This window comes from Caulobacter sp. GW821-FHT09B08 (assembly GCF_059418225.1).
In genome coordinates, this window is record NZ_JBWKPL010000002.1 from 91834 (window position 1) to 115899 (window position 24066).

Here is a 24066-nt window from a genome sequence, read left to right on the forward strand (position 1 = left end):
CTCCTCAGTCCTTTTCCATGGTGCACTGCAGTGGGTGCTGATGCCTGCGCGCCGAGTCGATCACTTGCGCGACCTTGGTCTCGGCAACTTCGTAGGTGTAAACGCCGCAAACGCCGACGCCATGCTGATGAACGTGCAGCATGATCCGGGTCGCATCTTCGCGCGACTTGTTGAAGAAACGTTCAAGTACGTAAACGACGAACTCCATCGGAGTATAATCGTCGTTCAAGATCAGTACGCGATAGAGCGAAGGCTTCTGTGTCTTCGGTTTCACTTCCGTGATCACCGAAGAGCCCGCGCCGTTGTTTTGTCCGCCTTGCTTGCGCTCGGCCATCGACCGCTTTCTCCCGGCGGGCCGAACCACCCGCCTTACATGGATTAGATATGGAAACGCGGCAGCATTGGAAGAGGCTGCCGCGCGGCTGCGCCGCTTTAACACAGGGGCGCCGCGCAAAGTGGCTTGTCGCTTGGGATAGCGGCGTCGCCGGCCTTTGGTTGCCGGCGGCGAGGGGCGGAGATGGGGGCGTGTTTCGGCCTCCGCAAGGGGCGGAAAGGCCGACTCAGTCGAGGTTGCGGCTGACGTCTTGCCACATCACTTGCCCCCACCTGGCGACTGACGTCGCCTGTCCGCCCCCATAGGGGGCGGAGCCTTGTAGAGCTCGTCGCAGCTCCGCCCCCTATGGGGGCGGACAGACCGCGAAGCGGTCAGGTGGGGGCAAGTACGAACCCACGGCGCTCGATCAGGGGCCTCAGCCCAGCTTCACCAGCATCTTCCCAAGGTTCTCGCCCTTGAAGAGCTTGATGAAGGCGTCCGGCGCCCGGTCGACGCCTTCTTCCACCGTCTCGTTCCACTTGATCTGGCCCGCGCCGATCCAGCCGGCCATGTCCTTGAGGAACTGCGGCGCCAGGTCGTAGTGGTTGGAGACGATGAAGCCCTCCAGCCGCAGGCTCTTGCCCACCGCCTGGATGATGTTGGCCGGACCGGTCAGCTTTCCGGTCTCGTTATACTGCGAGATCATCCCGCACAGGGCGAAACGGCCGAACGGGCGGGCAGAGTTCAGGGCCGCCTCCAAGTGCACGCCGCCGACGTTCTCGAAATAGACGTCGATCCCCTTGGGCGCGGCTTTCTCCAGTTCGGCGACCACATCGGGCGTGGCCTTGTAGTCGATGACGTGGTCGACGCCGATGCTCTTGAGGAACGCCACCTTGTCGGGGCCGCCGGCCGAGCCGATCACCGTGTGGCCCTTCAGCTTGGCGATCTGGCAGACCACCTGGCCCACGGCGCCGGCGGCGGCCGAGACGAAGACGACGTCGCCGTCCTTCAGCGCCGCCACCCGCAGCAGGCCGACATAGGCGGTCAGGCCGGGCATGCCGGCCACGCCCAGGAAGGTCTGGGGCGGCAGGCCGTGGGTGTCGATCTTGGTGATCGCCCCCATCCCTCCGGCCGCCAGGGCCTTGGGCGAGGCGTTGAACACCTCGCGCCAGCCGAACATGGTCGAGACGATGTCGCCGACCTTGAAGTCGGGATCGTTGGAGGCGGTGACCTCGCCGATGGCGCCGCCCTGCAGGGCCTTGCCCAGCTCGAACGGCGGCACATAGCTCTTCCGGTCGGTCATGCGGCCGCGCATGTAGGGATCGACCGACATCCAAAGGTTCTTGACCTGGATCTCGCCGTCGCCCGGCGCGGCGACCTCGACGCTGGCCAGTTCGAAGTTCTCTTGGGCCGGAACGCCCACCGGGCGGCTCTTCAGGCGGATTTCGCGCGACGTGACCATGGTCGTTTCTCCCAGCCTCGCTCGTCGAGGTGCGTTGTTTAAACGAACGTTTAGACCGGTCTCGCCAAAGGCTCCAGTGCCTTCCCGCGACAAAGCGAACGAGATAGAGAGCGGGGCATGACCCAGGATGTTCTGAAAGCAGGCGTCGTCGGCGCCGGCGTGTTCGGCGGCTATCACGCCAAGAAGTATGTCGAGTTGCCCGGCGTCGAGCTGGTCGCCGTGTTCGATGTCGATCTGGCGCGGGCCCAGACCCTGGCCGCCCCGCTGGGCGCCGAGGCCTTCGACGACCAGGCCGCCTTCCTGGCCGCCGTCGACGTGGTCACGGTGGCGACCCCGGCCATCCACCACGCCCCGGCCGTTCTGGCGGCGCTGAAGGCCGGCAAGCCGGTCTATTCGGAAAAGCCCCTGGCCGTGACGCCGCAGGACGCCGACGCCCTGGTCGCCGAGGCGGCCAAGCGCCAGCTGCCCCTGGCCTGCGGCCACCAGGAGCGCGTGGTGTTCCAGGCGATGGGCCTGCTGGATATTCCCGAGCAGCCCCTGCGCTTGGAAGCCGTGCGCCGCGGCACGCCCTCGGACCGCAATCTGGATGTCTCGGTGGTGCTGGACCTGATGATCCACGACATCGATCTGGCCTTGGCCCTCTGTGACGGCGAGCCGGTGACGGTGGAAGGCGAGGGAGCGATCACCCGCTCGACCTCTCTGGATTGGGTGAAGGCCGAGGCCACCTTCGACAACGGCTTCACCGCCGTGTTCGACAGCTCGCGCGTGGCCGAGGCCCGCGAGCGGACGATGAAGGTGGTCTATCCCTCCGGCGAGGTCGAGATCGACTTCCTGGCCCGCACCTTCCGCAACACCACCCCGTTCCCGCTGATCGAGGACTTCACCGAGACCCCGGCCGGCAAGGACCCCCTGGGCCAGAGCATCGCCGGCTTCCTGGCCGCCGTGCGCGGCGAGGCCCCGCGTCCGGTGGTGACGGGCGAAGAAGCGGCCCGGGCGCTGGATTTGGCCCTGGCCGTGGAGCAGGCGGCGGGCGGGTAGAGCGGCCCTACTTCTTCGTCTTCCGGAAGTCCTTGTAGAACAGGTCCTCGGGCGGGCGGTTCTCCGGCGCGGGCGCGCGGAAGTCGTTGGGGCGGTTGAGGCTCTGGTCGAACATCGAGGCGCGCCATTCCATGGCGGCCGCCGCGCGGGCCGGGGCGCTGAGGCGGACCGGGACGATGACGCCGCGATCCCGTTCGAGCCAGGCGGCGGCTTCCTCGGTGCTCACTACGCCGTCACGGTTGGTGTCGGCCGGGATCAGGGCCAGCGGCTGAGTCTGCGTGGTGGCGGCCAGGGCCGGAGCGGCCGTGAAGGCGAGCAGGGCGGCGGCGAGGACGATGCGCATCGATCGGAACTCCCAGGCTGACAAGGCCATTGGGCGGTCGAACGCGCGAGCTGTCAAACCCTTCTAATCGTCCAGGTCGAACGGCAGCTCGTCCTGATCGCCCTTGGGCGCCCGCGAGGCCTTGGAGACCGGTTTGTAGGACTTGGCGGGGATCGGCGGCGGATCGTCGTCCAAGTCATCGTCCCAGGGCGCTTCCATCGGATCGGCGGTGGTGTCGATCTCGTCGAACAGCGGCGCGGTCTTGGTCGGGCGGGCCTGGGGCGGCAGGGTTTCGGCGCTGACGGCCTCCAGCGCGGGCGTGTAGGGCTTGGGCGCCGGGGCAGGGCGGGGCGCCTCGGGCTCCGGCGCGGGCGCGCGCGACTGGATCGCCGGCTCGGAAGGCGCCTCCGGCTTGGACTTCGGGGCCAGCGGGCGGCGGACGATGGCGTCGGCGCGCAGCAGCCAGCGGTTGGCTTCCTGGATGGCGTCGGCGGGCGAGCGGCTCTCGCGGCGCGCCTGGTCGCCGTCCAGCCACAGGTCCAGCTCGAAGTCGGGATGGCGCGGATCGTCGAAGATCAGCTTCAGGGTCACCTGGGCGGCCTGCTGGACGATCTGGTCGATGGCCCGCCGCTGCTCGCCCCGGAACACCCGGCCGATCACCTGGCCGTCGACCGACAGCTCGGCCCCCATCAGCTCGTCGATGCGATAGATCAGGCACCAGGCGCCGCTGTCCCAGGCCACGGCGGCCTGGTTGGTCGAGAAGTTGAAGCCCGCGCCCCGGCCGCGCCCCTTGGCGACGATCACGGTTTCGGGCGCGCCTTTCAGCACGTGGCGCAAGGCGCGGCGGATGCGCCGTTCCTCGTCCATGAACCAGATCGCGGCGCTGCCCACGAAGGTCACGGCCGACGCGGACAGGGTCACGAGCACCAAGAGACGCCAGAGTTCGCTCATGAGATCAGGCTAGCGGGAGTCCCGGTTTCCGAAAAGTTGACGTTTCAGAGCGCCAGCTCGGCCACCACGGGAACGTGATCCGAGGGCTTTTCCTTGTCGCGCTCGTCGCGGTGGATGACCACGCCCGCCAGCTTGTCGGCCGCCTGGGGCGACAGCAGCAGGTGATCGATGCGAATCCCCAGGTTCCGGGGCCAGGCGCCGGCCTGGTAGTCCCAGAAGGTGTAGCCGCCCGGCGCGCCGTCGGCCTGCATGTAGGCGTCGGTGAAGCCCAGATTCTTCAAGGCCCGGAACGCGCCCCGGCTCTCGGGCTGGAACAGGGCGTCGCCCAGCCAGGCCTCCGGATTGGCCACGTCCTCGACCTCGGGGATGACATTGTAGTCGCCGGCGATCACCAGCGGCTCCTCCAGGGCCAGCAAGCCCTGGGCGCGGGCGTGAAGGCGCTTCATCCAGGCCAGCTTGTAGGCGAACTTCTCGGTGCCGATCGGATTGCCGTTGGGCAGATAGATGCCGATCATCCGGAAGGGCGTGGGCGCGCCGATCACCGCCTCGATGTAGCGCGACTGCTCGTCGACCTCGTCGTCATGCAGGAAGGGCAGGCCGCGCCGCACGTCTTCCATGGGAAACTTCGAGAGCATGGCCACGCCGTTATAGGTCTTCTGGCCGTGGACGGCGACGTTGTAGCCCAGGCGCTCGAACGCCTCGGTCGGGAACTTCTCGTCGACGCATTTGATCTCCTGCAGCACCGCCACGTCGGGCGAGGCCGATTCGAACCACTCCAGGACTCTTTCCAGGCGGGCGTTGACAGAATTGACGTTCCAGGTGGCGATGCGCATTGACGGCTCCAGTCGGCGGCGGGAGGCTAGGGCGCATGGGGAACGCGCTCAAGTCGGGCTTCCAGATTTCACGACGCAACCGGCTTTTGCTGCTGGTTCTGGCGACGGGAGCCTGTTGCCTGCTGGCCGTGGGCGGCGCGATCGGGGCGGTGTTCACGCCCCTGGTCTTCGACGCCCCGGGCTCGCTCTACAATCCGATGGCCTGGCTGGGCTTCGTGCTGGGGGCGGGGTTCTGGATCGTCTGCCTGCTGGCCCCGCTGCGGGCCTGGATCGAGTGGCGGCGCGACCGCGAGCCCATCGCCTGGGCGGCCATGGCCGCGCCGGTCGCCTGGGGCGCGGCGACGCTGACGGTGCTGCAGTTCGTGCCGGGCTAAATCGAGAAGCTGACGCCGCAGCCGCAGCTGGACTTGGCGTTGGGGTTGCGCACGCGGAACTCCGCGCCGGCCAGTTCGTCGACGAAATCGATCTCCGAGCCCTTCAATAGGGCCAGCGAGATCACGTCGACCAGGGCCGCTGCCCCGTCGCGCTCGACGCGCAGGTCGTCGGCCTCGGCGCTGTCGACCAGGTCGAACCGATACTGGAAGCCCGAGCAGCCGCCGCCGTCGACGGCGACGCGCAGCATCATCGGCCGGCCCTCGGCCGCCGAGATGGTGTGGAGCCGGCGGGCGGCGTTGGGAGAAAGCGTGACGCTGGTTTCAGTCATGGCTGTGGAAAATCCATACTTCGCCTATATGAGGGCGTGAACGCCCCGTGGAAAGGGGGCGATCAGCAAAGGCCGTCCATGTCGTCGTCTCCGTTCTACGTTCCGCGCGCTCCCTATGCCGAAGATCCGGCCAAGTCGCGGGGGCGCCGCTTCCAGGAAGACGAGAGCCGCACGCGCACGCCCTTCGCCCGCGACCGCGACCGCATCATCCACACCTCGGCCTTCCGGCGCCTGAAGGAAAAGACCCAGGTGTTCGTCGCCCACGAGGGCGACAACTTCCGCACTCGCCTGACCCACTCGCTGGAAGTGGCTCAAGTTGCGCGGTCGTTGGCGACCGCGTTGGGGTTGGATAGCGACCTGGCCGAGACCATCGCTCTCGGCCACGACATCGGCCACCCGCCGTTCGGCCACGCCGGCGAGGACGAGCTGCAGGCCTGCATGAAGGACTTCGGCGGCTTCGACCACAACGTCCAGACCTTCCGCGTCGTCACCGAGCTGGAGCGCCGCTATCCCGACTTCGACGGCCTGAACCTGACCTGGGAGACCCTGGAAGGGATCATCAAGCACAACGGTCCGGTGACCGAGAAGCTGAACAAGCCGTCCTGGAAGGCGATCTCCAAGTACGACGCCGAGTACAAGCTGGGCCTGGGCACCTGGGCCTCGGCGGAAGCGCAGGTCGCGGCCCTGGCCGACGACATCGCCTACAACAACCACGACATCGACGACGGGGTCGAGGCGGGGCTGTTCAGCCTGGACGAGCTGCTGGACGTGCCGCTGATCGGGCCGATCCTGGCGGCCGTGCGCAGCGAGCTGCCCGACCTGGACCTGCGCCTGACCCGCCTGGAGGCCGTGCGCCGCATGATCGGGGCCATGGTCGACGACGTGATGGGCGAGACCCTGCAGCGGGCCGCCGCCACCGGTGTGCAGTCGGCCGAGGATGTCCGCAACCTGGACCACGCCCTGGTCTCCTTCTCGCCGGACATGGCCGAGGACCTGGCTCGCCTGCGCCAGTTCCTGCACGCGCGGATGTACCGTCACTGGAAGGTCAACCGCACCCGCAGCCAGGCCCGCCGCATTCTGGCCGAGATGTTCGGTCTGTTCTTGGCCGAGCCCGGCGTCCTGCCGACCGAATGGTTCGCCCGGTCGCAGAACCGCGACGAGGCCGGCCGCGCCCGCGTGGTGTGCGACTATATCGCGGGCATGACCGACCGTTTCGCCATCGAGGAGCACCGGAAGTTGTTCCAGCTGGATGTCTGGAACTAAACGGACTGGCGAGGGCGTTTCTGGGTAGGACCGGGCTCCGATAAACTGCGGTCGCGCGCGTCTGATTCGCTGTCGGCGATCCGCGCGCCTGGAAGTCTGGAGCCTCGACGCGAATGTCCGATCCCCACCGCGGCGCCTATACGCCGCCCACCGATGCGCCGCTCTCGTTCGATGCGCGCCAACCGGTTCGCGGTTCGCGGCCCCTGCCCATGACCCTGATCCTCAGCGCGGTGGTCCTGGCCACGCTGGTGGTCGCCGTGCTGCTGATCTATCGCGGCGGGGTGCGCGGTCCCAACGATCCGCCGCGCACCGTGGGCGACAATGTCGGCCAGATGAAGAACCCGCCCAAGGCCGGCACCGTCCAGCCGGAAGACCCGGCTTCGGGCCTGCAAATCTACAAGAGCGAAGCGCCCCAGGCCTCGCCCACCTACGCCGCGCCGCCCGAGCAGCCGATGGCGCGTCCCACGCCGCCGCCGCCCAGCGCGCCGGTGCAGAGCGCCACCCTGCAGCCGGCCAAGCCCGCGCCGACCGGTCCTGCGGCTCCCGTGGCCGCCACGCCCGCCGCCAAGCCGCCGGCCAAGGCCCCGACCATCGAGACCCTGGCCACCGCCGCCGTGGCGCCCAAGGCCGCTCCGCCCGTGGCCAAGCCGGCTCCGACCCCCGCCGCCTCGAGCGCCGGCGGCGCCGCCAGCGTGCAGATCGGGGCCCTGTCCTCAACGGCCCTGGCCGACAAGGCCTGGAACGACGCCGCCCGCATCGCGCCGGGCCTGGCCGCCGGCAAGGGCAAGAAGGTCGAGGCGATCGACAAGAACGGCGCCACCCTCTACCGGACCGCCGTGACGGGCTTTTCCAGCCGCGCCGACGCCAAGGCGTTCTGCGACGCCCTGACCGCCGCCGGCAAATCCTGCTTCGTGAAGTAGGAGAGGGCGCATGGCCTCCATCTCCGCCGCCATCCTCGGCTGCGCCGGGACCACCCTGACGGCGGAAGAGGCCGCGTTCTTCCGCGACGTGAAGCCGTGGGGCTTCATCCTGTTCAAACGCAACATCGCGGATCCGAACCAGGTTCGGGCCCTGACGGCGGCGCTGCGCGAGACGGTGGGGCGTCCCGACGCCCCGGTCCTGATCGACCAGGAGGGTGGGCGCGTGGCCCGCCTGCAGCCGCCGCACTGGAAGACCTATCCGCCCGGCCGCGCCTACGGGGCGCTGGTGGCTAACGATCCGCTGGTGGCCCGCGAGATCACCCGTCTGGGCGCGCGGCTGATCGCCCACGACCTGCGCGATCTGGGGATCAATGTCGACTGCGTGCCGGTGCTGGACGTGCCCGATCCGCAGGGGCACGAGATCATCGGCGACCGCGCTTATGGCGACACGCCGGAGCAGGTGGCCACCCTGGGCCGCGCGGCGGCCGAGGGGCTGCTGGCCGGCGGCGTCCTGCCGATCATCAAGCACATCCCTGGCCACGGCCGCGCCATGGCCGACAGCCACCTGGAGCTGCCGGTGGTGAAGGCCAAGCTGGCCGAGCTGGACGCCCGCGACTTCGCGCCGTTCCGGGTGCTGTCGGACATGCCCATGGCGATGACCGCCCACGTCGTCTACACGGCCATCGACCGCAGCCGCCCCGCCACCACGTCGAAGAAGGCGATCAAGAAAATCATCCGCGAATCCATCGGCTTCGACGGACTTCTGATGAGCGACGACCTGTCGATGAAGGCCCTGTCGGGCGACTTCCGGCAGCGCGCCAAGGACAGCCTGTCGGCCGGTTGCGACGTGGTCCTGCACTGCAACGGCGACATGGACGAGATGAAGGGCGTGATGTCGGGCGTGGGCCGGATGTCCAAGGAGGCCCGCCGCCGGGCCCAGGCCGTCATGGGCCGCCTGGTCAAGGTTCCCGAGCCCTTCGACGTCGCCGAGGCCCGCGCGCGGTTCGACGCCGCCTTCGACGGAAAGTACGCTTGAGCACGGGCTTCCAGCCCACTCTGGACTTCGAAGCGGCCAACGAGGCGGCCGAGGACGGCGCCGCGCTCGTCATCGACATCGACGGCTACGAAGGCCCGCTGCACGTGCTGCTGGCCCTGGCGCGCAGCCAGAAGGTCGACCTGCTGCAGCTGTCGATCACCAAGCTGGCCGAGCAGTATCTGGCCTTCGTGCAGCAGGCCCGCCGCGTGCGCTTCTCGCTGGCCGCCGACTACCTCGTCATGGCCGCCTGGCTGGCCTATCTGAAGTCGCGCCTGCTGTTGCCCAAGCCCGAGCGCCCCAAGGCCGAGGAGCCGCCGGCCGAGGAGATGGCCGCCCAGCTGGCCTTCCGTCTGGCCAAGCTGGACGTGATGCGCAAGGCCGTGGAGGCCCTGAAGGAACAGCCGATCCTCAAGCGCGATGTCTTCATGCGCGGCGATCCGGAGGCGGTGAAGATCGTCTCCACGACCCGTTTCGAGGGCGACCTCTACGCCCTGATGACCGCCTACATCACCCAGCGCAAGCGCGAGCACGGCCGCCACTACGCCCCGCGTCCGCCCCAGGCCTATCCGCTGGAAGACGCCCGCGACCGCCTGCGCGACCTGCTGCCCGAGATGAAGGACTGGACGACGCTGTCGGGCATCGCGCCGGTCGACCGCTGGGAGGAGGACCCCGAAGGCCCCAGCCCGGCCAGCTACCTGGCCTCGACCTTGTCGGCCAGCCTGGAGCTGGTGAAGGAGGGGATCCTGGAGGCTCGCCAGATGGAGGCGTTCTCGGACATCTATCTGCGCACCCGGGCCGAGCCGCTGGAGCCGATCGTTTGAGCCAGGACCCTCTCTTCACCGAACGCTGCATCGAGGCCCTGCTGTTCGCGGCGGCCGAGCCGCTCAGCTTCGAGGACCTGGCCAAGCGGTTGCCCGAGGGCGCCGACATCGGGGCGGGCCTGGCCGATCTGCACGCGCGCTATGCCGGTCGCGGTATCGAGCTGGTCCAGGTGGCCGGCCGCTGGCGCTTCCAGACGGCCCAGGACCTGGCGTTCCTGATGACCGAGGAGCGCGAGGAGCCGCGGCGCCTCTCCAAGGCCGCCCAGGAGACCCTGGCGATCATCGCCTATCACCAGCCCGTCACCCGGGCCGAGATCGAGGCGGTGCGCGGGGTTCAGGCCAGTCGAGGCACGCTGGACGTCCTGCTGGAGCTGGGCCTGGTGAAGATGCGCGGTCGTCGCCGCACGCCGGGCCGCCCGGTGACCTTCGGCACCACCGACGCCTTCCTGGAGCACTATGGCCTGGCGACCCTGGGCGACCTGCCGGGAATCGCCGAGATGCGCGCCGCCGGCCTCCTGGCCCTGGACCTGCCGCCGGGCTTCACCGTGCCCGACCCCATGGGCCTGCGTCCGGGCGAGGACGAGGACCCCCTGGAGGACGGCGACGAGGCGCCCGAATTCGCTCAGGATTTCCTGGGAGAGGCGCCCTAGTTCTCGTTCCGCTGACAGGGGCGCGAGAAAAGCTCCGGGCCAAGCGGACAGGGGGCGACCGATAGGATTGGCCCGCTGCCTCGCGACCGCCTATATTGTCTGAAATATTATGGTATGGCGTGCGGACGGCGCGAGCCGCGTACGCGAAGGAGCACTGGCGATCATGGGTAGTTTGAGCATCTGGCACTGGCTTGTCCTGGCCGCCATCGTCGCGATCTTCTTCGCTCGCCCGGGCAAGCTGTCGGGCATCATGGGCGACGCCGCCAAGGGCATCAAAGCCTTCAAGGACGGCCTGAAGGACGACACCTCCGACGAGGTCGCGGCCAACAAGTCGACCGGCGCGCTGCCGCGCACCGAGGCCGAGAAGGAAGACCTGCGCAAGTCGTAGTCAGGGTTGGCGCGGCGCGGCCCCCGGGTCGCCGCCGCGCGGTTTCGCCGCCCCGACGCATCGGCTTCGGGGCGACTTCTTTTCAGTGACGCGGCGGCCGGGACGTTCCCGCGTCTCGACCCGCTCCAAGGCCGGCGGCAATGCTTCCTGACATCGGTGGATCCGAACTGCTCATCATCGCCGCGGTCGCCCTGATCGTGGTCGGGCCCAAGGACTTGCCCATACTGATGCGCAAGATCGGCCAGTTCATCGGCCGGATGCGCGGCATGGCCAACGAATTCCGCGCCAGCTTCGACGAGATGGCCCGCCAGTCCGAGCTGGACGAGCTGCGCAAGGAAGTCGCGGCCATGCGCTCGGGCCAGTACGCCCAGCCGTTCAAGGAAGCCGCCGAGGCCGCCCGCGATGTGGGCCTGGACGAGACTTTCGCCCAGATCGACGCCAGCCTGAGCAGCGGCGCGGTCAATCCCTATCCGGGCGCCGCCGCGCCGCTATCGCCCGAGCCGCCCGCCGTCGAGATCGTCGAGGCGCCCAAGCCGCGCAAGCCTCGGGCGAGCAAGCCCAAGGCCGAGCCCGTCGCCGAGGTCGCGACCAAGGCCGTCGCCGCCAAGGCGCCCCAAAACAAGATGGGCAAGCCGACCAAGACCGTCTCCAAGCGCCCTCCCGCCAAGAAGGGCTCTGACCTGTCCGCGCCGGCGCCGCGCACGCGTCGCGCCCCCGCCAAGAAATCGGATATCGCCTCGTGACCCAGGCCATCGGACACGACCCGGACGAGGCCGAGATCGAGGCCTCGCGCGCCCCGCTGCTGGACCATCTGGTCGAGCTGCGCACCCGCCTGATCATCTGCGTGGCCGCTCTGGCCGTGGCCTTCATCGGCTGCTTCGCCTATGCGGGCCCGATCTACATGTTCCTGCTGCACCCGTTCCAGGTGGGCTCGGAACTGCTGGCCGCCCAGAAGGCCAGCGGCGGCCATCACGGGCCGTTCGACCTGCTGCTGGCCCTGCTGGGCCTGAAGGAAGTGCCGCACGCCGCGGCCGGCACGCTGAAGTTCGTCTACACCGCGCCGCTGGAGTTCTTCTTCACCAAGATGAAGCTGGCCGCGTTCGGGGCCGTGGTCGTCTGCTTCCCGGTCATCGCCTGGCAGCTGTACCGCTTCGTGGCCCCGGGCTTGTACCGCAAGGAGCGCCACGCGTTCCTGCCGTTCCTGATCGCCTCGCCGGTGCTGTTCTTGATGGGCGCGGCGCTGGTCTATTTCGTGATGCTGCCGTTCGTCCTGTGGTTCTCGCTGAGCCAGCAGATCACCGGCAACGGCGCCATCGAGGTGCAACTGCTGCCCAAGGTTTCAGACTATCTGAGCCTGGTGACGACCCTGCTGCTGGCCTTCGGGCTCAGCTTCCAGCTGCCGGTGGTGCTGACCCTGGCGGGCCTGGCGGGACTGATCGGCTCCAAGCTGCTGCGCACCGGCCGACGCTACGCCATCGTCGGCGTGTTCCTGATCGCCGCCATCGTCACCCCGCCGGACCCGATCAGCCAGATCACCTTGGCGATCCCGCTGTGCCTGCTCTACGAGGTCTCGATCTGGTGCGTGTGGCTGATCGAACGCCGCCGGGCCAAGGAAGAAGAAGAGACCGGCACGGACGTGGCGGTGGTCTGATCCCTAGCCGCCGGACGAGGGTCTCTCAAAAGTAAAAGCCGCGCCCGGTCTTGCGACTGGGCGCGGCTTTTCCGTCTTCGGGGAAGAGCGGTCTTTAGGCTTCGGTCTTGGCCGACACGGCCGCCGCGTGCAACTGGGCCTTGGCCGAACGGACCGCGCCGCCGACGCAAGCGCGGTAGTCGATCTGGCTGGTCGGCTTGGCGGCCCAGCAGACCGTCTCGGCCGCCTGACGGATGTCGGCGTGGATCTGGTCGACCGACTTGTCCTTCAGCGACACGCGCATGACGGTCAGGGTTTCGCGGCGGGCCGGGGCCTGGGCCGAGCGGGCCTTGATGACCTTCAGCTGGCGGTTGGCGCCGCTGATGGCGGTGGCGACGCATTCGGTCGAGTCGCTGGGCTTGCGGTCGGTGCAGACCGTCTGGGCGGCGGCGCGGATCTCGGCGTCGATCTGGGCGGTCGACTTGTCGGCCAGCGAGATGCGGACCAGGTGGGCGGCGCTGGCGGGCGCGGCGACGGCGGACACGGCGGCGACGGCCGCCAGGAAAGCGAACTTCTTCAAGGGAGGCTCCGGGGGAATTTTCAAATGAAACGCGGGCACTGAATTGGCGCGCTGTGTTTCATCCCGCGCTTAAGCTCGGGTGCAGGAACGGGCTTAACCGCCGTTAGCCTTGCGTTTGGAGCCGCGACATCTCGCCGCGCATCCGGGACGGGCGGTCTTGGGACCCCGAAAAGGTTGGCGCCCCCGCCGACGCGCCTTAGAGAGGTCGTTTCTTAACGACCTCTCCTCCGAGCGTTCCGATGCACGACATCAAGGCCATCCGCGACAATCCCGAAGCCTATGAAGCCCACTGGGCGTCAAAGGGCCGATCGGGCGCGGCCGCCGAGGCGGTCAGGCTGGACGTCCAGCTGCGCGCGGCCGTGACCGCCCTGCAGGAGGCCCAGGCCAAGCGCAACGAGAGCTCCAAGCTGATCGGCCAGGCGAAAGCCAAGAAGGACGAGGCCGAAGCCGCGCGCCTGATGGCCGAGGTCGAGGCCCTGAAGGGCGCCATGGCTCACGCCCTGGTCGATGAGGAGAGGTTCGGCGGCGAGCTGAAGGACCTGTTGTCGGCCCTCCCCAACATCCCTGCGCCCGAAGTGCCCAAGGGCGAAGACGAGGCGGAAAATGTCGAGGTGCGCCGCTGGGGCGATCCCTCAAAGCTGCCGGCCGGCCGCCTGAACAATCCCAAGGACCACGTCGACCTGGGCGCGGCCCTGGGCGGCATGGACTTCGAAGCCGCCGCCCGCATGAGCGGCGCGCGCTTCGTGGTGCTGAAGAGCCAGATCGCCCGACTGGAGCGGGCGCTCGGCCAGTTCATGCTGGACCTGCAGACGGTGCAGAACGGCTATGTCGAGATCAGCCCACCGCTGCTGGTCAAGGACGAGGCTCTGTACGGCACCGGTCAGCTGCCGAAGTTCGCCGAGGACCTGTTCAAGACCACGGTCGACCACTGGCTGATCCCCACCGCCGAGGTCTCCCTCACCAACATCGTGCGCGAGCAGATCACCGACGAGGCCGAGCTGCCGTTGCGGATGACGGCCCTGACCCCAAGCTTCCGCTCGGAAGCCGGCGCCAGCGGTCGCGACACGCGCGGCATGATCCGCCAGCACCAGTTCTACAAGGTCGAGCTGGTCTCGATCACCACGGCCGACCAGTCCGAGGCCGAGCACGAGCGCATGGTCCAGTGCGCCGAGGCGGTGCTGAAGGCCCTGGAGCTGCCGTTCCGCACCGTGCTGCTGTGCACCGGCGACATGGGCTTCGGCGCGAAGAAGACCTACGACCTGGAAGTCTGGCTGCCGTCGCAGAACACCTATCGCGAGATCAGCTCGTGCTCGAACTGCGGCGACTTCCAGGCGCGCCGCATGGACGCGCGCTGGAAGAAGGCCGGCGAGAAGGGCACCCAGTACGTCCACACCCTGAACGGCTCGGGCCTGGCCGTGGGCCGCACCCTGGTGGCCGTGCTGGAGAACTATCAGGACGAGACCGGCCGCATCACCATCCCGACCGCCCTGGTCCCGTACATGGGCGGGGTGACGCACATCGGGGGCGAAGGGTGAGGATCCTCCTCACCAACGACGATGGCATCCACGCCGAGGGGTTGCAGGCGCTGGAGCGCATCGCCCGCGCCCTGTCGGACGACGTCTGGATCTGCGCGCCGGAGTACGAGCAGTCGGGCGCCGGCCGGGCCCTGACCCTGTCGGACCCGATCCGCGTGCGCCGCATCGAGCCCAAGCGCTTCGCCGTCGAGGGCACGCCCACCGACTGCGTGGCCATGGCCGTGCAGCAATTGATCGACGGTCCGGCGCCGGACCTGGTGCTGTCGGGCGTCAACCGCGGCCAGAACCTGGCCGAGGACGTCACCCTGTCGGGCACGGTGGCCGGGGCCATCGAGGGCATGGCCCTGGGCATCCCGTCGATCGCCCTGTCGCAGGCCATGACCTATTTCCACGACGAGGTCGTGGCCCACTGGGAGACGGCCGAGGCGTTCGGGCCCGGCATCGTGCGGCGCCTGCTGGAGATCGGCTGGCCCAAGGACGTCGTCATGAACGTCAACTTCCCGCCGCTTGCCCCCGAAAGCGTCACCGAGGTGGAAGTCACCCGTCAGGGCTTCCGCGACTCGCACATGCGGAGCATGGAAAAGCGAACCGACCTGCGCGGTCGCGACTATTACTGGACGGGCTTCGTCACCAAGATGTCGAACCCGGCGGAGGGCACCGATCTGAAAGCCGTCTACGAGGGGCGCATCTCGGTCACCCCGCTGCACATCGACCTGACGCACAACCAGACGGTCGCGGCCATGAAGGGCGTGCTGGGCGGGGCGCCGCCCAAGCTGGAGGTCGCTTCGTGATGGCCCAGGCCAAGGCCGATACGCCCGAGGCCCGCCTGAAGGCGCTGATGGCCGCCCTACGCGTCCAGGGCGTCACCGATCCGGCCGTGCTGGCCGCCATCGAGAAGACCCCACGCGACCTGTTCACACCCGACCTGTTCAAGGAACGCTCGTGGGAGGACTCGGCCCTGCCGATCGCCTGCGGCCAGACGATCAGCCAGCCGTTCATCGTGGGCCTGATGACCCAGGCCCTGACCCTGGAGCCGCGCTGCCGGGTGCTGGAGATCGGCACAGGCTCGGGCTACCAGACCGCCGTCCTCAGCCGCGTCTCGCGCCTGGTCTATACGATCGAGCGCTACCGGACCCTGATGAAGGAGGCCGAGGCCCGCTTCGCGGTGCTGGGCCTGACCAACGTCATCACGAAATTTGGGGACGGATGGGAAGGTTGGCCCAAACAGGCCCCATTCGACCGTATTCTGGTCACGGCCGCCGCGCAGGATGAGCCGGAAGCTTTGCTCTCGCAATTGAAGCCCCATGGCGTGCTGGTCGCGCCGGTGGGCAAGGGGCCGGTGCAGAGCCTTCGCCGCTATGCGGGCGACGGGAAGGGGGGCTTCACGGTCGAAGTCCTGTGCGACGTGCGTTTCGTCCCGATCCTGGACGGCGTGGCCCGCGAATAGGCGGGGCGCGACGTCGGGTTTCCGACGCCGTACGGTATGTTTAATGGTTGGTTTACCCTTGCGGCGGCGACTGGAGCCTCGCGAGGCAAAGGAGAGGCTATGAGGCAGTTGTGGACGCGCGCGGCGGTGATCGCCCTGACGGCTGGAACGCTCTCGGCCTGCGAGAGCACGGGCGGCGCTCAATATCCCGTGCGAGGCCAGGCGGGGCCGCCGCCCCCGACGGTCCAGGCGCCGGTCGCCAACCAGCAGCCCGAAGGCCCGCCGCCGGCCCAGGACGAGCCGCAACCCAATATTTCCGCGCCCGCCTCCAGCGTCGGCGTTTCCAGCCAGCCGCTGGCGCCGGTGCGCAGCTACGAGCCGCCTCCGCCCCCGCCGCCGCCGGTCGAACGTCCGGCCCCGCAGGCCTCGCGTCCGGTGGTGGTCACCACCGTGGGCGGTCCGGTCGTCTCGGTCACCGGTCCGCGCAAGACCTATACCGTCAAGTCGGGCGACGCGATCGACGCCATCGCCCGGGGCCTGGGCACCACCCGCGCCGACCTGGTCAAGGACAACGACCTGGAGCCGCCTTACCGCATCAAGCCGGGCCAGGTGCTCAAAGGTCCGCAGAGCAAGGACGCCAAGGCCTATGTCGTCCAGCAGGGCGACACGATGTTCGGCATCGCCAAGCGCTTCTCGGTCACCGCCGCCGACCTGGCCGACGAGAACGACCTGAGCAGTGGCGCATCGATCAAGAAGGGCCAGAAGCTGCGCCTGCCGGCGGGCTACAAGGACAAGGGCCCGACCAAGACCACCGTGCTGCAGCCCGTGGCCCAGGCCCCGCTGGCCGGCGCGCCGGCCGCCCAGCCGCCCATCGGCTCGGCCCCGGTCCGCACCTCGCCGCCCGCCTACACGGCGCCGGCCCCGTCGCGCCCCGTCGTCGATGACGAACCCGAGCCCGCGCGTCCGGTCACCACCACCACGGTCAGCGTCACCGGCAAGGTGATCGAGGTCGCCGGCCCACGCCGCACCTACACCGTCAAGTCGGGCGACGCGATCGACGCCATCGCCCGGGGCCTGGACACCACCCGCGCCGACCTGGTCAAGGACAACGACCTGGAGCCGCCGTACCGCATCCACCCGGGCCAGAAGCTCAAGGGACCGGCGACCACGGCCAAGGCCTATGTGGCCGAGAGCGGCGACACCCTGGCCAACATCGCCAAGCGCTTCAGCGTCAAGCCGGCCGCCCTGGCCGACGAGAACGACATCAAGGTCTCGGCCTCGATCAAGAAGGGCCAGAAAATCCGCCTGCCGTCCGGCTACAAGGACAAGGGCCCGCTGAAGACCACGACCACCACCACGCCGGCCGCGCCGCGCCCGACCACGCCCGCCTATACGCCCCCGGCCCAGACGACCACGGCGCCGCCCGCGACCCTGCCGTCGGCGCCGCGCCCCTACACGCCGTCGCCTAGCACCAACTATCCGCGCCCCAGCGGCCCGGTCTCGGCCCAGCCGGTGACCCCGCCGCCGTCGCAAGGCCAGATCATCGGCAGCAGCGCCCCGCCGACCGAGGCCGAGATCACGGCCGCCGGCCGCGGCCGCTTCGTCTGGCCGCTGCAGGGCGACGTGCTTTCGGACTTCGGTCCCAAGGGCACCGGCCAGCGCAACGACGGTGTCAACATCCGCGCCCCCGCCGGCACCCCGGTCCGCGCCGCCGCGGCGGGGGAGGTGGTCTATGCCGGCAACCAGGTGCCCGGCTTCGGCAATCTGGTGCTGGTCAAGCACGCCGACGGCTGGGTGACGGCCTATGCCCACCTGTCGTCCACCGAGGTGAAGATGCGCCAGCAGGTGGCCCAAGGGGCGACCCTGGGCGCGGTCGGCCAGACCGGCGGCGTCACCGAGCCGCAACTGCACTTCGAGGTCCGCTACGCTCCGACTCCGCAGGACAAGGCGCGTCCGGTGGATCCGGGCCTGGTGCTGCCGAAGTAAGGCGGGGAGGGCGGTGCGAACGCACTTGCCCCCACCTGACCGCTTCGCGGTCTGTCCGCCCCCATAGGGGGCGGAGCCGCTTTGCGCCGACCAAGCTCCGCCCCCTATGGGGGCGGACAGGCGACGCAGTCGCCAGGTGGGGGCCAGTGTCCCGTGGCGCCGCCTAGGCGTCTTCCCCGTTCCGCCACTTCCATGGCCCATCGCTCTTGCGCCAGGCGATGAGGACGAACACGGCCGCGGGAACTACAAGCAACACGATCCGCAGGCCGGTGTTCTCTCCAGCCAAAAGGCCCCCGCCGATGGCGATGGCGAAGAAGGCGGCGGTCGCCGCCCAGCCTTCCCAGCTGCACGGCAGACCGGCGCCGTAGCCGTAGCGCTTCACGCGAAACCAGGGCTTGCCCATCCGGGCCTCCGAGCGGTTCTTACGCCGGCAAGTTTACACCCAGCTCTCCGGCCAGGTCACGGATGAACTGGTAGGCCACCCGGCCCGAGCGGGCGCCGCGCAGCTGCGACCACTGCAGGGCCCGCCGCTCCAGGTTTTCCACCTTCAAGCCGAAGCGCTCGGCGTAGCCGTGGATGGCGGCCAGGTAGGTGGGCTGGTCCATGGGCGGGAAGCCGATCCACAGGCCGAAGCGGTCGGAGACGCTCATCTCCTCCTCGGCGTTCTCGGCGGCGGCGATGGCGCCCTGGCTCTCGACGTGGTCGCGCGGCATCAGGTGGCGGCGGTTGGAGGTGGCCACGAACAGCACGTTCTCGGGCGGACCGGCGACGCCGCCCTCCAGGGCCGACTTCAGCGCCTTGGCGGCGGCCGCGCCGTCCTCGAACGACAGGTCGTCGCACAGCACCACGAAGCGCTCGGCGCGCGTGCGCAGGGCGTCGAACAGCGGGGGCAGGGCGGTGACCTCGTCGCGGTCGACCTCGACCAGCTTCAGGGCCGGGAACTCCTCGGCCAGCAGCATGAAGGCCGACTTGGTCATCGAGCTCTTGCCCGTGCCGCGCACGCCCCACAGCAGCACGTGGTTGCACGGCAGGCCCACGGCGAAGCGGCGCAGGTTCTGGACGAACCGGTCCTTCTGGCGATCCACCCCGATCAGCAGGTCCAGCGGCATCGGATAGTCGGGGGCCGGTACGAAGCTACCGCTGCCGGGCTCATGGCGGAAAAGACGTCCGCCGGCGAAGTCCGGGGCGGGCGGGGCGGCCGGGGCCAGGCGCTCCAGGGCGTCGGCGATCCGGGCGAGCAGGGGCAGGGCGGCGTCGGTCATGTGTTGCGTCCTAGCCTCAGTGCGCCGTCATTGCAAAAGGGGAGGTGAACGCATAGCTTCCGCCGACTTGGCGGCCCCCCATGTGTGGCGGGACGCTCGCTAGAATTTTGGAGACGACATGTCCGGCGCCGGCTTGCCCGCTACCCTGATGCAAATGGCCCCCATCCTGCTGATGGTGGTCCTGTTCTACTTCATGCTGATCCGCCCGCAGCAGCAGCGCGCCAAGCAGCACGCCGCCGCCATCGCCGCCGTCAAGCGCGGCGACAACGTGGTGCTGTCCAACGGCATGCTGGGCAAGGTCGTCCGCGTCGAGGAATCCGAAGTGGGTGTCGAGATCGCCCAGGGCGTGACCGTCAAGGTCATCAAGAGCATGATCGCCGAGATCCGCGCCAAGGGCGAACCGGCCCCGGCCAACGATCCCAAGAGCTGATCACCCTTCGCGCCGACCCAGAGGCGCCGAAAGGCGTCGTCCAGAGCCTGTAATCCATGCTGACCCTCTCCCGCTGGAAAGTCACCGCCGTCATACTGTCGGTGATTTTCGGCATCGTCTTCACCCTGCCCAACCTGCTGCCGCAGAAGACGCTCGACGCGCTTCCCGGCTGGGTTCCCCACCAGAAGCTGAACCTCGGCCTCGACCTGCAGGGCGGTTCGTACCTGCTGTACGAGGTCGACACCGACGCCCTGCGCGCCGAGCGGCTCAGCAACATGGTCGAAGACGTTCGCACCACCCTGCGCAACGACCAGATCACCTTCGGGGAACTGGGAGAGTCGGGCGGGATCGTGCGGGTCCGCATCACCGATCCCACCAAGGTGGACGCGGCGGTCAGTCTGCTGCGTCGTAGCGTGGGCGGGCCTCTGGCCGGCGCCATCGGCGGCCGCGACACGGCCATCAGCAACAAGGGCGACGGCCGGCTGGAGCTGACCTTCGTGCCCGAGGCCGCCAAGGCCGACGCCGCCAAGGCCGTGGACCAGTCCATCGAGACGATCCGTCGCCGGATCGACGCCCTGGGCACCAAGGAACCCACCATCACCCGCCAGGGCGTCAACCGGATCGTCATCCAGGCGGCCGGTGAAAGCGACCCGGCGCGCCTGCAGGCCGTGATCGGCCAGACCGCCAAGCTGACCTTCCAGATGGTGGACGAGACGGTCTCGCCCGAGGACATCGCCGCCGGCCGCATCCCGCCCGGCGTGATCGTGCTGGCCGGCACCGAGCCCGGCGCGCCGCCCCTGGCCATCGCCAAGCGGGCCCTGGTGACCGGCGAGGACCTCGTCGACGCCAACCAGACCTTCGACCAGAACGGCGCGGCCGCCGTCGGCTTCCGCTTCGGCGGCGCCGGCGCCCGCAAGTTCGGCGACGCCACCACCCGCAACGTCGGCAAGCGCTTCGCCATCGTGCTGGACGGCAAGTACATCTCGGCCCCGCGCATCAACCAGCCGCTGCCCGGCGGTTCGGGCATCATCACCGGCAACTTCACGCCGGAAAGCGCCGCCGAGCTGGCCCTGCTGCTGCGCTCGGGCGCTCTGCCCGCCAAGCTGAACCTGGAAGAGCAACGCACCGTCGGGGCCGAGCTGGGCGCCGACGCCGTCAAGGCCGGCGCCATCTCGCTGGTCATCGGCGCCATCGCGATGCTGGTGTTCATCATCCTGGCCTACGGCCTGTTCGGGGTGTTCGCCGCCATCGCCCTGGTCGCTAACGTGCTGCTGATCATCGGCATCATGTCGGTGACCCAGGCGACCCTGACCTTCCCCGGCATCGCCGGCCTGATCCTGACCCTGGCGGTCGCGGTCGACGCCAACGTGCTGATCTACGAGCGCATGCGCGACGAGGCGGCGGCGGGGCGTTCGCCCATGTCCTCGGCCGACACCGGCTACCGGCTGGCCCTGGTCTCGATCATGGACGCCAACATCACCAGCCTGATCTCGGCGGCGATCATGTTCGGCTTCGGCTCGGGTCCGGTGAAGGGCTTCGCCTGGACCCTGGCGATCGGCCAATTCACGTCGCTGTTCACGGCGATCATCTTCACTCAAGTGTTCATCGGTTGGTGGTTCAAGGCCACCAAGCCGAAGAAGCTGCCGATCGCGTAAGGGATCAAAAGCTCATGGCTGCCTGGCCTCTCATCCGCCTGATCCCGCGCTCGACCCACTTCCGCTTCGTGCGTTGGGCGCCCATCGCCGCCGCCATCTCGGCCGTGCTGATCGCCGGTTCGTGCGTGTCGTTCTTCACCCAAGGCCTGAACCTGGGCATCGACTTCAAGGGCGGCGTCGCCCTGGAAGCCCGCATGACCACGCCGATCTCGGCTGACGATCTGCGCACCGTCGCCCGGGGCACCGGCGCGCACGACGTGCAGGTGCAGGGCAATTTCGGCTCGCCCAACGTGGCGATGATCCGCTTCCTGCCCACCGAAGGCGGCAACGCCATGGAGGAGGCCAATCGGGTCAAGGCCCAGATCATCTCCAAGTTCCCCGGCATGACCATGCCGGCGCCGACCGTCATCGGCGCCAAGGTCTCGGGCGAGCTGCTGATGGGCGGCTTCAAGGCCCTGGGCATCGCCCTGATCCTGATGCTGGGCTACATCTGGTTCCGCTTCCAGTGGCAGTTCGGCGTCGGCGCCGTGGTGGCCGTGTTCCACGACATCATCCTGACCCTGGGCCTGCTGTCGGTGATGCAGATCGAGTTCTCGATGACCTCGATCGCCGCCCTGCTGACCGTGATCGGCTACTCCATGAACGAGAAGGTCATCACCTTCGACCGTCTCAAGGAGAACCTGCGCAAGTACAAGAAGACGCCGCTGCGCGAGATCATCGACCTGTCGGAGAACGAGCGTCTGTCGCGCACGATCATCACCGGCTCGACGGCCCTGCTGGCCCTGGGCGGCACGATGATCTTCGGTGGCCCGGTTCTGTTCCCGCTGGTCTTCACCATGGTGTTCGGCATCATCATCGGCACCTATTCGTCGGTCTATATCGCCCTGCCGCTGATCCTGGTCTGGGGCGTCAAGCGGGGCGACGAGGAAGCCACGCCGATCAAGCTCGGCGCCGGCACCCGTCCCTGATGCAGCCGCGCCAGCCGCCGTCGCTCGACGCCTGGGGCGGGGGCGGGTTCCGCGTTTCCGGCGAATGGCGTCCGGGATCGCTGCTGATCATCGACGATCAGCCGCGGTCCTGGGCCGCCACGAGCCTGGCCGCCCTGACCCCCGACGACTTCGCCGAGGTCTTCGCGGCCGGTGGGGCGGTGGAGTTCGTGCTGCTGGGCGTGGGCCTGGTCAACGCCCTGCCGCCACGTCCCGTCCGCGACGCCCTGAAGGCGGCGGGCGTGGGCCTGGAGTTCATGAGCACCGAGGCCGCCGCCCGCACCTACAACGTCCTGGCCAGCGAAGGTCGCAGGCTGGCCGCGGCCCTGATCGCGGTCTGATCTCAAAAATAACCGTAGAAATCGTGTCTATTTGCCGACTCTGCGCGGCGCCCTATACCTGAGCGCAAGCAAGGGCATCAGGGGGAAGACATGACCGCGCTACTTTCCAACTTCCGCAACACCATCATCCTCAGCGTCATCCTGGCGCTGGTGGTGGTCTACGGCTTCGGGCACAGCCCGACGCACTTCGACGCCGGCTACTGGCAGGCCGTATTCCGCCTGCTGCACGTGTTCTTCGGCATCCTGTGGATCGGGCTGCTGTACTACTTCAACTTCGTGCAGATCCGGGTGATGCCGCAGATCCCCGCCGAGCTGAAGCCGGCCGTCACCAAGTACATCGCGCCGGAAGCGCTGTTCTGGTTCCGCTGGGCCGCCCTGGCGACCTGGATCATGGGCGTGGTCCTGGCCATCGCGCGGGGCTACTTCGCCGAAGCCGCGACCCTGGGCCTCTGGCACGGCTACGAGCGCGGCGTCGACATGGGCTTCACCTTCATCGGCCTGGGCATGTGGCTGGCCACGGTGATGTTCCTGAACGTCTGGGGCGTGATCTGGCCCAACCAGAAGCGCGCCCTGGGCATCATCGAGGTCGACGCGGACGCGAAGGCCAAGGCCGCCAAGATGGCCATGCTGTTCTCGCGCATCAACACGCTGCTCAGCATCCCGATGCTGGCCTGCATGACAATGTACCAGACGCTGTTCGGCTGATCCGTCGAACCGAGAGACCGGAGAAGGCCCGCCTGCCAGGCGGGCCTTTTTCTTTTGCACGACGCGGCGCATAAGGCGCGCCCATGACCTCGCTGGACATCGCCCACCGCAACGAAGGCCCGGACACCGACCTGGACGCCCAGGTTCGGCGCGTGGACCCCGACCGCTGGCTGGCCAGCCGCTTCATCGCCGATCCCAAGGCGCGGGCCGACGTCATCGCCCTCTACGCCTTCAACTACGAGCTGGCCCGGGTGGCGGGTGGGGTCAGCAACGCCCTGATGGGCGAGATCCGCCTGACCTGGTGGCGCGAGGCCATGGACGAGATCGTCGCCGGCAAGCCCGCCCGCAAGCATCCCACCGTCGAGGCCGTGGCCGCCGCCGGCTATCCGCTGAAGGCTCTGGCCGAGATGGCCGAGGCCCGCATGGCGGATCTCGACGCCGCGCCGTTCGAGACGGAAGCCGAGGTGCTGGCCTATGTCGACGCCACGGCCGGGGCTGTGACCATGCTGGCCGCCTGGCGACTGGATCCCAAAGCCGATCCCCACGCCGTCCAGAGCGCGGCGAGGGCCTACGGCCTGGCGGGTTTGTGGCGGCTGAAGCGGGCAGGGGTCCAGCGGCTGCCCGTGGACTGGACGCAAGGCGACGTGGCCCGGCGGGTGCGCGCGGCGCGGGCCAAGGCGCGGGGGGAGCTCAAGGACCTGCCGATCGGAGCGTTTCCGGCGGCGGCCCCGGCGGCCTTGGCCGTGGCGCAGACCGGGGCGCGGGAGCTGAGCGCGCTGGAGACGCAGATGCGGCTGACCTGGGCGGTGGCGACAGGGCGGGTCTAGGAC

General features: G+C 68.9%; 29 protein-coding genes. 20 read left to right on the forward strand and 9 right to left on the reverse strand.

The window, feature by feature from the left end; all coding sequences use genetic code 11:
- Positions 1-4 precede the first annotated feature (4 nt).
- The gene (gene clpS, locus AC07OA_RS06750) at positions 5-334 is read right to left on the reverse strand and encodes an ATP-dependent Clp protease adapter ClpS (RefSeq protein ID WP_494663020.1); all 330 of its coding nucleotides are present in this window, start codon (positions 332-334) and stop codon (positions 5-7) included.
- 415 nt (positions 335-749) lie between these two features.
- The gene (locus AC07OA_RS06755) at positions 750-1775 is read right to left on the reverse strand and encodes an NADP-dependent oxidoreductase (RefSeq protein WP_494663021.1); all 1026 of its coding nucleotides are present in this window, start codon (positions 1773-1775) and stop codon (positions 750-752) included.
- Between the two features lie 117 nt (positions 1776-1892).
- Here AC07OA_RS06755 and AC07OA_RS06760 point away from each other — a divergent pair, with 117 nt between their 5' ends.
- Positions 1893-2813, forward strand: a complete 921-nt coding sequence (locus AC07OA_RS06760; protein WP_494663022.1) for a Gfo/Idh/MocA family protein — start codon at positions 1893-1895, stop codon at positions 2811-2813.
- 7 nt (positions 2814-2820) lie between these two features.
- On the opposite strand, the gene AC07OA_RS06765 is transcribed toward AC07OA_RS06760, so the two are convergent.
- The 3 genes from AC07OA_RS06765 to xth all read right to left on the reverse strand — a co-directional run bounded on the left by AC07OA_RS06765 (position 2821) and on the right by xth (position 4919).
- Entirely contained in the window at positions 2821-3156 is a 336-nt protein-coding gene (locus AC07OA_RS06765) for a hypothetical protein (protein WP_494663023.1), read from the reverse strand.
- 63 nt (positions 3157-3219) lie between these two features.
- Positions 3220-4086: an SRPBCC family protein gene (locus AC07OA_RS06770; RefSeq protein WP_494663024.1), complete on the reverse strand. Its 867-nt coding sequence runs from the start codon at positions 4084-4086 to the stop codon at positions 3220-3222.
- 44 nt (positions 4087-4130) lie between these two features.
- A complete protein-coding gene (gene xth, locus AC07OA_RS06775) occupies positions 4131-4919 on the reverse strand; it encodes an exodeoxyribonuclease III (protein WP_494663025.1) in 789 nt (262 codons plus the stop codon).
- A 35-nt stretch (positions 4920-4954) separates the two neighbouring features.
- On the opposite strand from xth, the gene AC07OA_RS06780 reads away from it, so the two are divergent.
- On the forward strand, positions 4955-5293 hold the full coding sequence (locus AC07OA_RS06780; RefSeq protein WP_494663026.1) for a hypothetical protein: 339 nt from the start codon (positions 4955-4957) through the stop codon (positions 5291-5293).
- On the opposite strand, the gene AC07OA_RS06785 is transcribed toward AC07OA_RS06780, so the two are convergent.
- Entirely contained in the window at positions 5290-5622 is a 333-nt protein-coding gene (locus tag AC07OA_RS06785) for a HesB/IscA family protein (RefSeq protein ID WP_494663027.1), read from the reverse strand. The two genes, AC07OA_RS06780 and AC07OA_RS06785, sit on opposite strands and share 4 nt — an antisense overlap.
- A gap of 78 nt (positions 5623-5700) precedes the next feature.
- Between AC07OA_RS06785 and AC07OA_RS06790 the strand changes: the two genes are divergently transcribed.
- The 8 genes from AC07OA_RS06790 to tatC all read left to right on the forward strand — a co-directional run bounded on the left by AC07OA_RS06790 (position 5701) and on the right by tatC (position 12351).
- Complete coding sequence (locus AC07OA_RS06790; RefSeq protein ID WP_494663028.1) at positions 5701-6885, forward strand: deoxyguanosinetriphosphate triphosphohydrolase; 1185 nt, start codon at positions 5701-5703, stop codon at positions 6883-6885.
- A gap of 113 nt (positions 6886-6998) precedes the next feature.
- Positions 6999-7805, forward strand: coding sequence for a cell division protein FtsN (gene ftsN / locus AC07OA_RS06795; RefSeq protein WP_494663029.1), 807 nt, complete (start codon positions 6999-7001; stop codon positions 7803-7805).
- Positions 7806-7815: 10 nt separating this feature from the next.
- Positions 7816-8841: a beta-N-acetylhexosaminidase gene (gene nagZ, locus AC07OA_RS06800; protein WP_494663030.1), complete on the forward strand. Its 1026-nt coding sequence runs from the start codon at positions 7816-7818 to the stop codon at positions 8839-8841.
- On the forward strand, positions 8838-9662 hold the full coding sequence (locus AC07OA_RS06805; protein WP_494663031.1) for a segregation and condensation protein A: 825 nt from the start codon (positions 8838-8840) through the stop codon (positions 9660-9662). The genes nagZ and AC07OA_RS06805 overlap by 4 nt, the downstream gene beginning before the upstream one ends.
- The gene (scpB, locus tag AC07OA_RS06810; RefSeq protein WP_494663032.1) at positions 9659-10312 is read left to right on the forward strand and encodes an SMC-Scp complex subunit ScpB; all 654 of its coding nucleotides are present in this window, start codon (positions 9659-9661) and stop codon (positions 10310-10312) included. Before AC07OA_RS06805 ends, scpB begins: the two co-directional genes overlap by 4 nt.
- A 163-nt stretch (positions 10313-10475) precedes the next feature.
- Positions 10476-10700 carry a twin-arginine translocase TatA/TatE family subunit gene (locus AC07OA_RS06815; protein WP_494663033.1) on the forward strand — a complete coding sequence of 75 codons (225 nt, stop codon included), beginning with the start codon at positions 10476-10478 and terminating at the stop codon, positions 10698-10700.
- 140 nt (positions 10701-10840) lie between these two features.
- Positions 10841-11443 carry a Sec-independent protein translocase protein TatB gene (gene tatB / locus AC07OA_RS06820; protein WP_494663034.1) on the forward strand — a complete coding sequence of 201 codons (603 nt, stop codon included), beginning with the start codon at positions 10841-10843 and terminating at the stop codon, positions 11441-11443.
- Positions 11440-12351: a twin-arginine translocase subunit TatC gene (tatC, locus tag AC07OA_RS06825; RefSeq protein ID WP_494663035.1), complete on the forward strand. Its 912-nt coding sequence runs from the start codon at positions 11440-11442 to the stop codon at positions 12349-12351. Before tatB ends, tatC begins: the two co-directional genes overlap by 4 nt.
- A gap of 94 nt (positions 12352-12445) precedes the next feature.
- Here the strand turns inward: tatC and AC07OA_RS06830 are convergent, their stop codons facing one another.
- A complete protein-coding gene (locus tag AC07OA_RS06830; protein WP_494663036.1) occupies positions 12446-12910 on the reverse strand; it encodes a hypothetical protein in 465 nt (154 codons plus the stop codon).
- Positions 12911-13149: 239 nt separating this feature from the next.
- Between AC07OA_RS06830 and serS the strand changes: the two genes are divergently transcribed.
- The 4 genes from serS to dipM all read left to right on the forward strand — a co-directional run bounded on the left by serS (position 13150) and on the right by dipM (position 17857).
- Positions 13150-14445 carry a serine--tRNA ligase gene (gene serS / locus AC07OA_RS06835; protein WP_494663037.1) on the forward strand — a complete coding sequence of 432 codons (1296 nt, stop codon included), beginning with the start codon at positions 13150-13152 and terminating at the stop codon, positions 14443-14445.
- A complete protein-coding gene (gene surE / locus AC07OA_RS06840; RefSeq protein ID WP_494663038.1) occupies positions 14442-15236 on the forward strand; it encodes a 5'/3'-nucleotidase SurE in 795 nt (264 codons plus the stop codon). Before serS ends, surE begins: the two co-directional genes overlap by 4 nt.
- Complete coding sequence (locus AC07OA_RS06845) at positions 15236-15892, forward strand: protein-L-isoaspartate(D-aspartate) O-methyltransferase (protein ID WP_494663039.1); 657 nt, start codon at positions 15236-15238, stop codon at positions 15890-15892. Before surE ends, AC07OA_RS06845 begins: the two co-directional genes overlap by 1 nt.
- A gap of 99 nt (positions 15893-15991) precedes the next feature.
- Positions 15992-17857: a cell division endopeptidase DipM gene (gene dipM, locus AC07OA_RS06850; protein WP_494663040.1), complete on the forward strand. Its 1866-nt coding sequence runs from the start codon at positions 15992-15994 to the stop codon at positions 17855-17857.
- A 163-nt stretch (positions 17858-18020) separates the two neighbouring features.
- Here the strand turns inward: dipM and AC07OA_RS06855 are convergent, their stop codons facing one another.
- Both AC07OA_RS06855 and AC07OA_RS06860 read right to left on the reverse strand, forming a co-directional pair.
- Entirely contained in the window at positions 18021-18260 is a 240-nt protein-coding gene (locus AC07OA_RS06855; RefSeq protein WP_494663041.1) for a hypothetical protein, read from the reverse strand.
- A 19-nt stretch (positions 18261-18279) separates the two neighbouring features.
- Positions 18280-19119 (reverse strand): ATP-binding protein, encoded by an 840-nt coding sequence (locus tag AC07OA_RS06860; RefSeq protein WP_494663042.1) that lies wholly within the window; start codon positions 19117-19119, stop codon positions 18280-18282.
- Between the two features lie 118 nt (positions 19120-19237).
- Between AC07OA_RS06860 and yajC the strand changes: the two genes are divergently transcribed.
- The 6 genes from yajC (at position 19238) to AC07OA_RS06890 (ending at position 24063) form a co-directional block, all read left to right on the forward strand.
- The gene (gene yajC / locus AC07OA_RS06865) at positions 19238-19549 is read left to right on the forward strand and encodes a preprotein translocase subunit YajC (protein ID WP_494663043.1); all 312 of its coding nucleotides are present in this window, start codon (positions 19238-19240) and stop codon (positions 19547-19549) included.
- Positions 19550-19605: 56 nt separating this feature from the next.
- Positions 19606-21204, forward strand: a complete 1599-nt coding sequence (gene secD, locus AC07OA_RS06870; protein WP_494663044.1) for a protein translocase subunit SecD — start codon at positions 19606-19608, stop codon at positions 21202-21204.
- A gap of 14 nt (positions 21205-21218) precedes the next feature.
- Entirely contained in the window at positions 21219-22172 is a 954-nt protein-coding gene (gene secF, locus AC07OA_RS06875) for a protein translocase subunit SecF (protein WP_494663045.1), read from the forward strand.
- Positions 22172-22531 (forward strand): Mth938-like domain-containing protein, encoded by a 360-nt coding sequence (locus tag AC07OA_RS06880; protein ID WP_494663046.1) that lies wholly within the window; start codon positions 22172-22174, stop codon positions 22529-22531. Before secF ends, AC07OA_RS06880 begins: the two co-directional genes overlap by 1 nt.
- Before the next feature lie 90 nt (positions 22532-22621).
- A complete protein-coding gene (locus AC07OA_RS06885) occupies positions 22622-23236 on the forward strand; it encodes a urate hydroxylase PuuD (protein WP_494663047.1) in 615 nt (204 codons plus the stop codon).
- Positions 23237-23319: 83 nt separating this feature from the next.
- Positions 23320-24063 (forward strand): squalene/phytoene synthase family protein, encoded by a 744-nt coding sequence (locus AC07OA_RS06890; RefSeq protein WP_494663048.1) that lies wholly within the window; start codon positions 23320-23322, stop codon positions 24061-24063.
- The last annotated feature ends 3 nt before the right edge of the window (positions 24064-24066 follow it).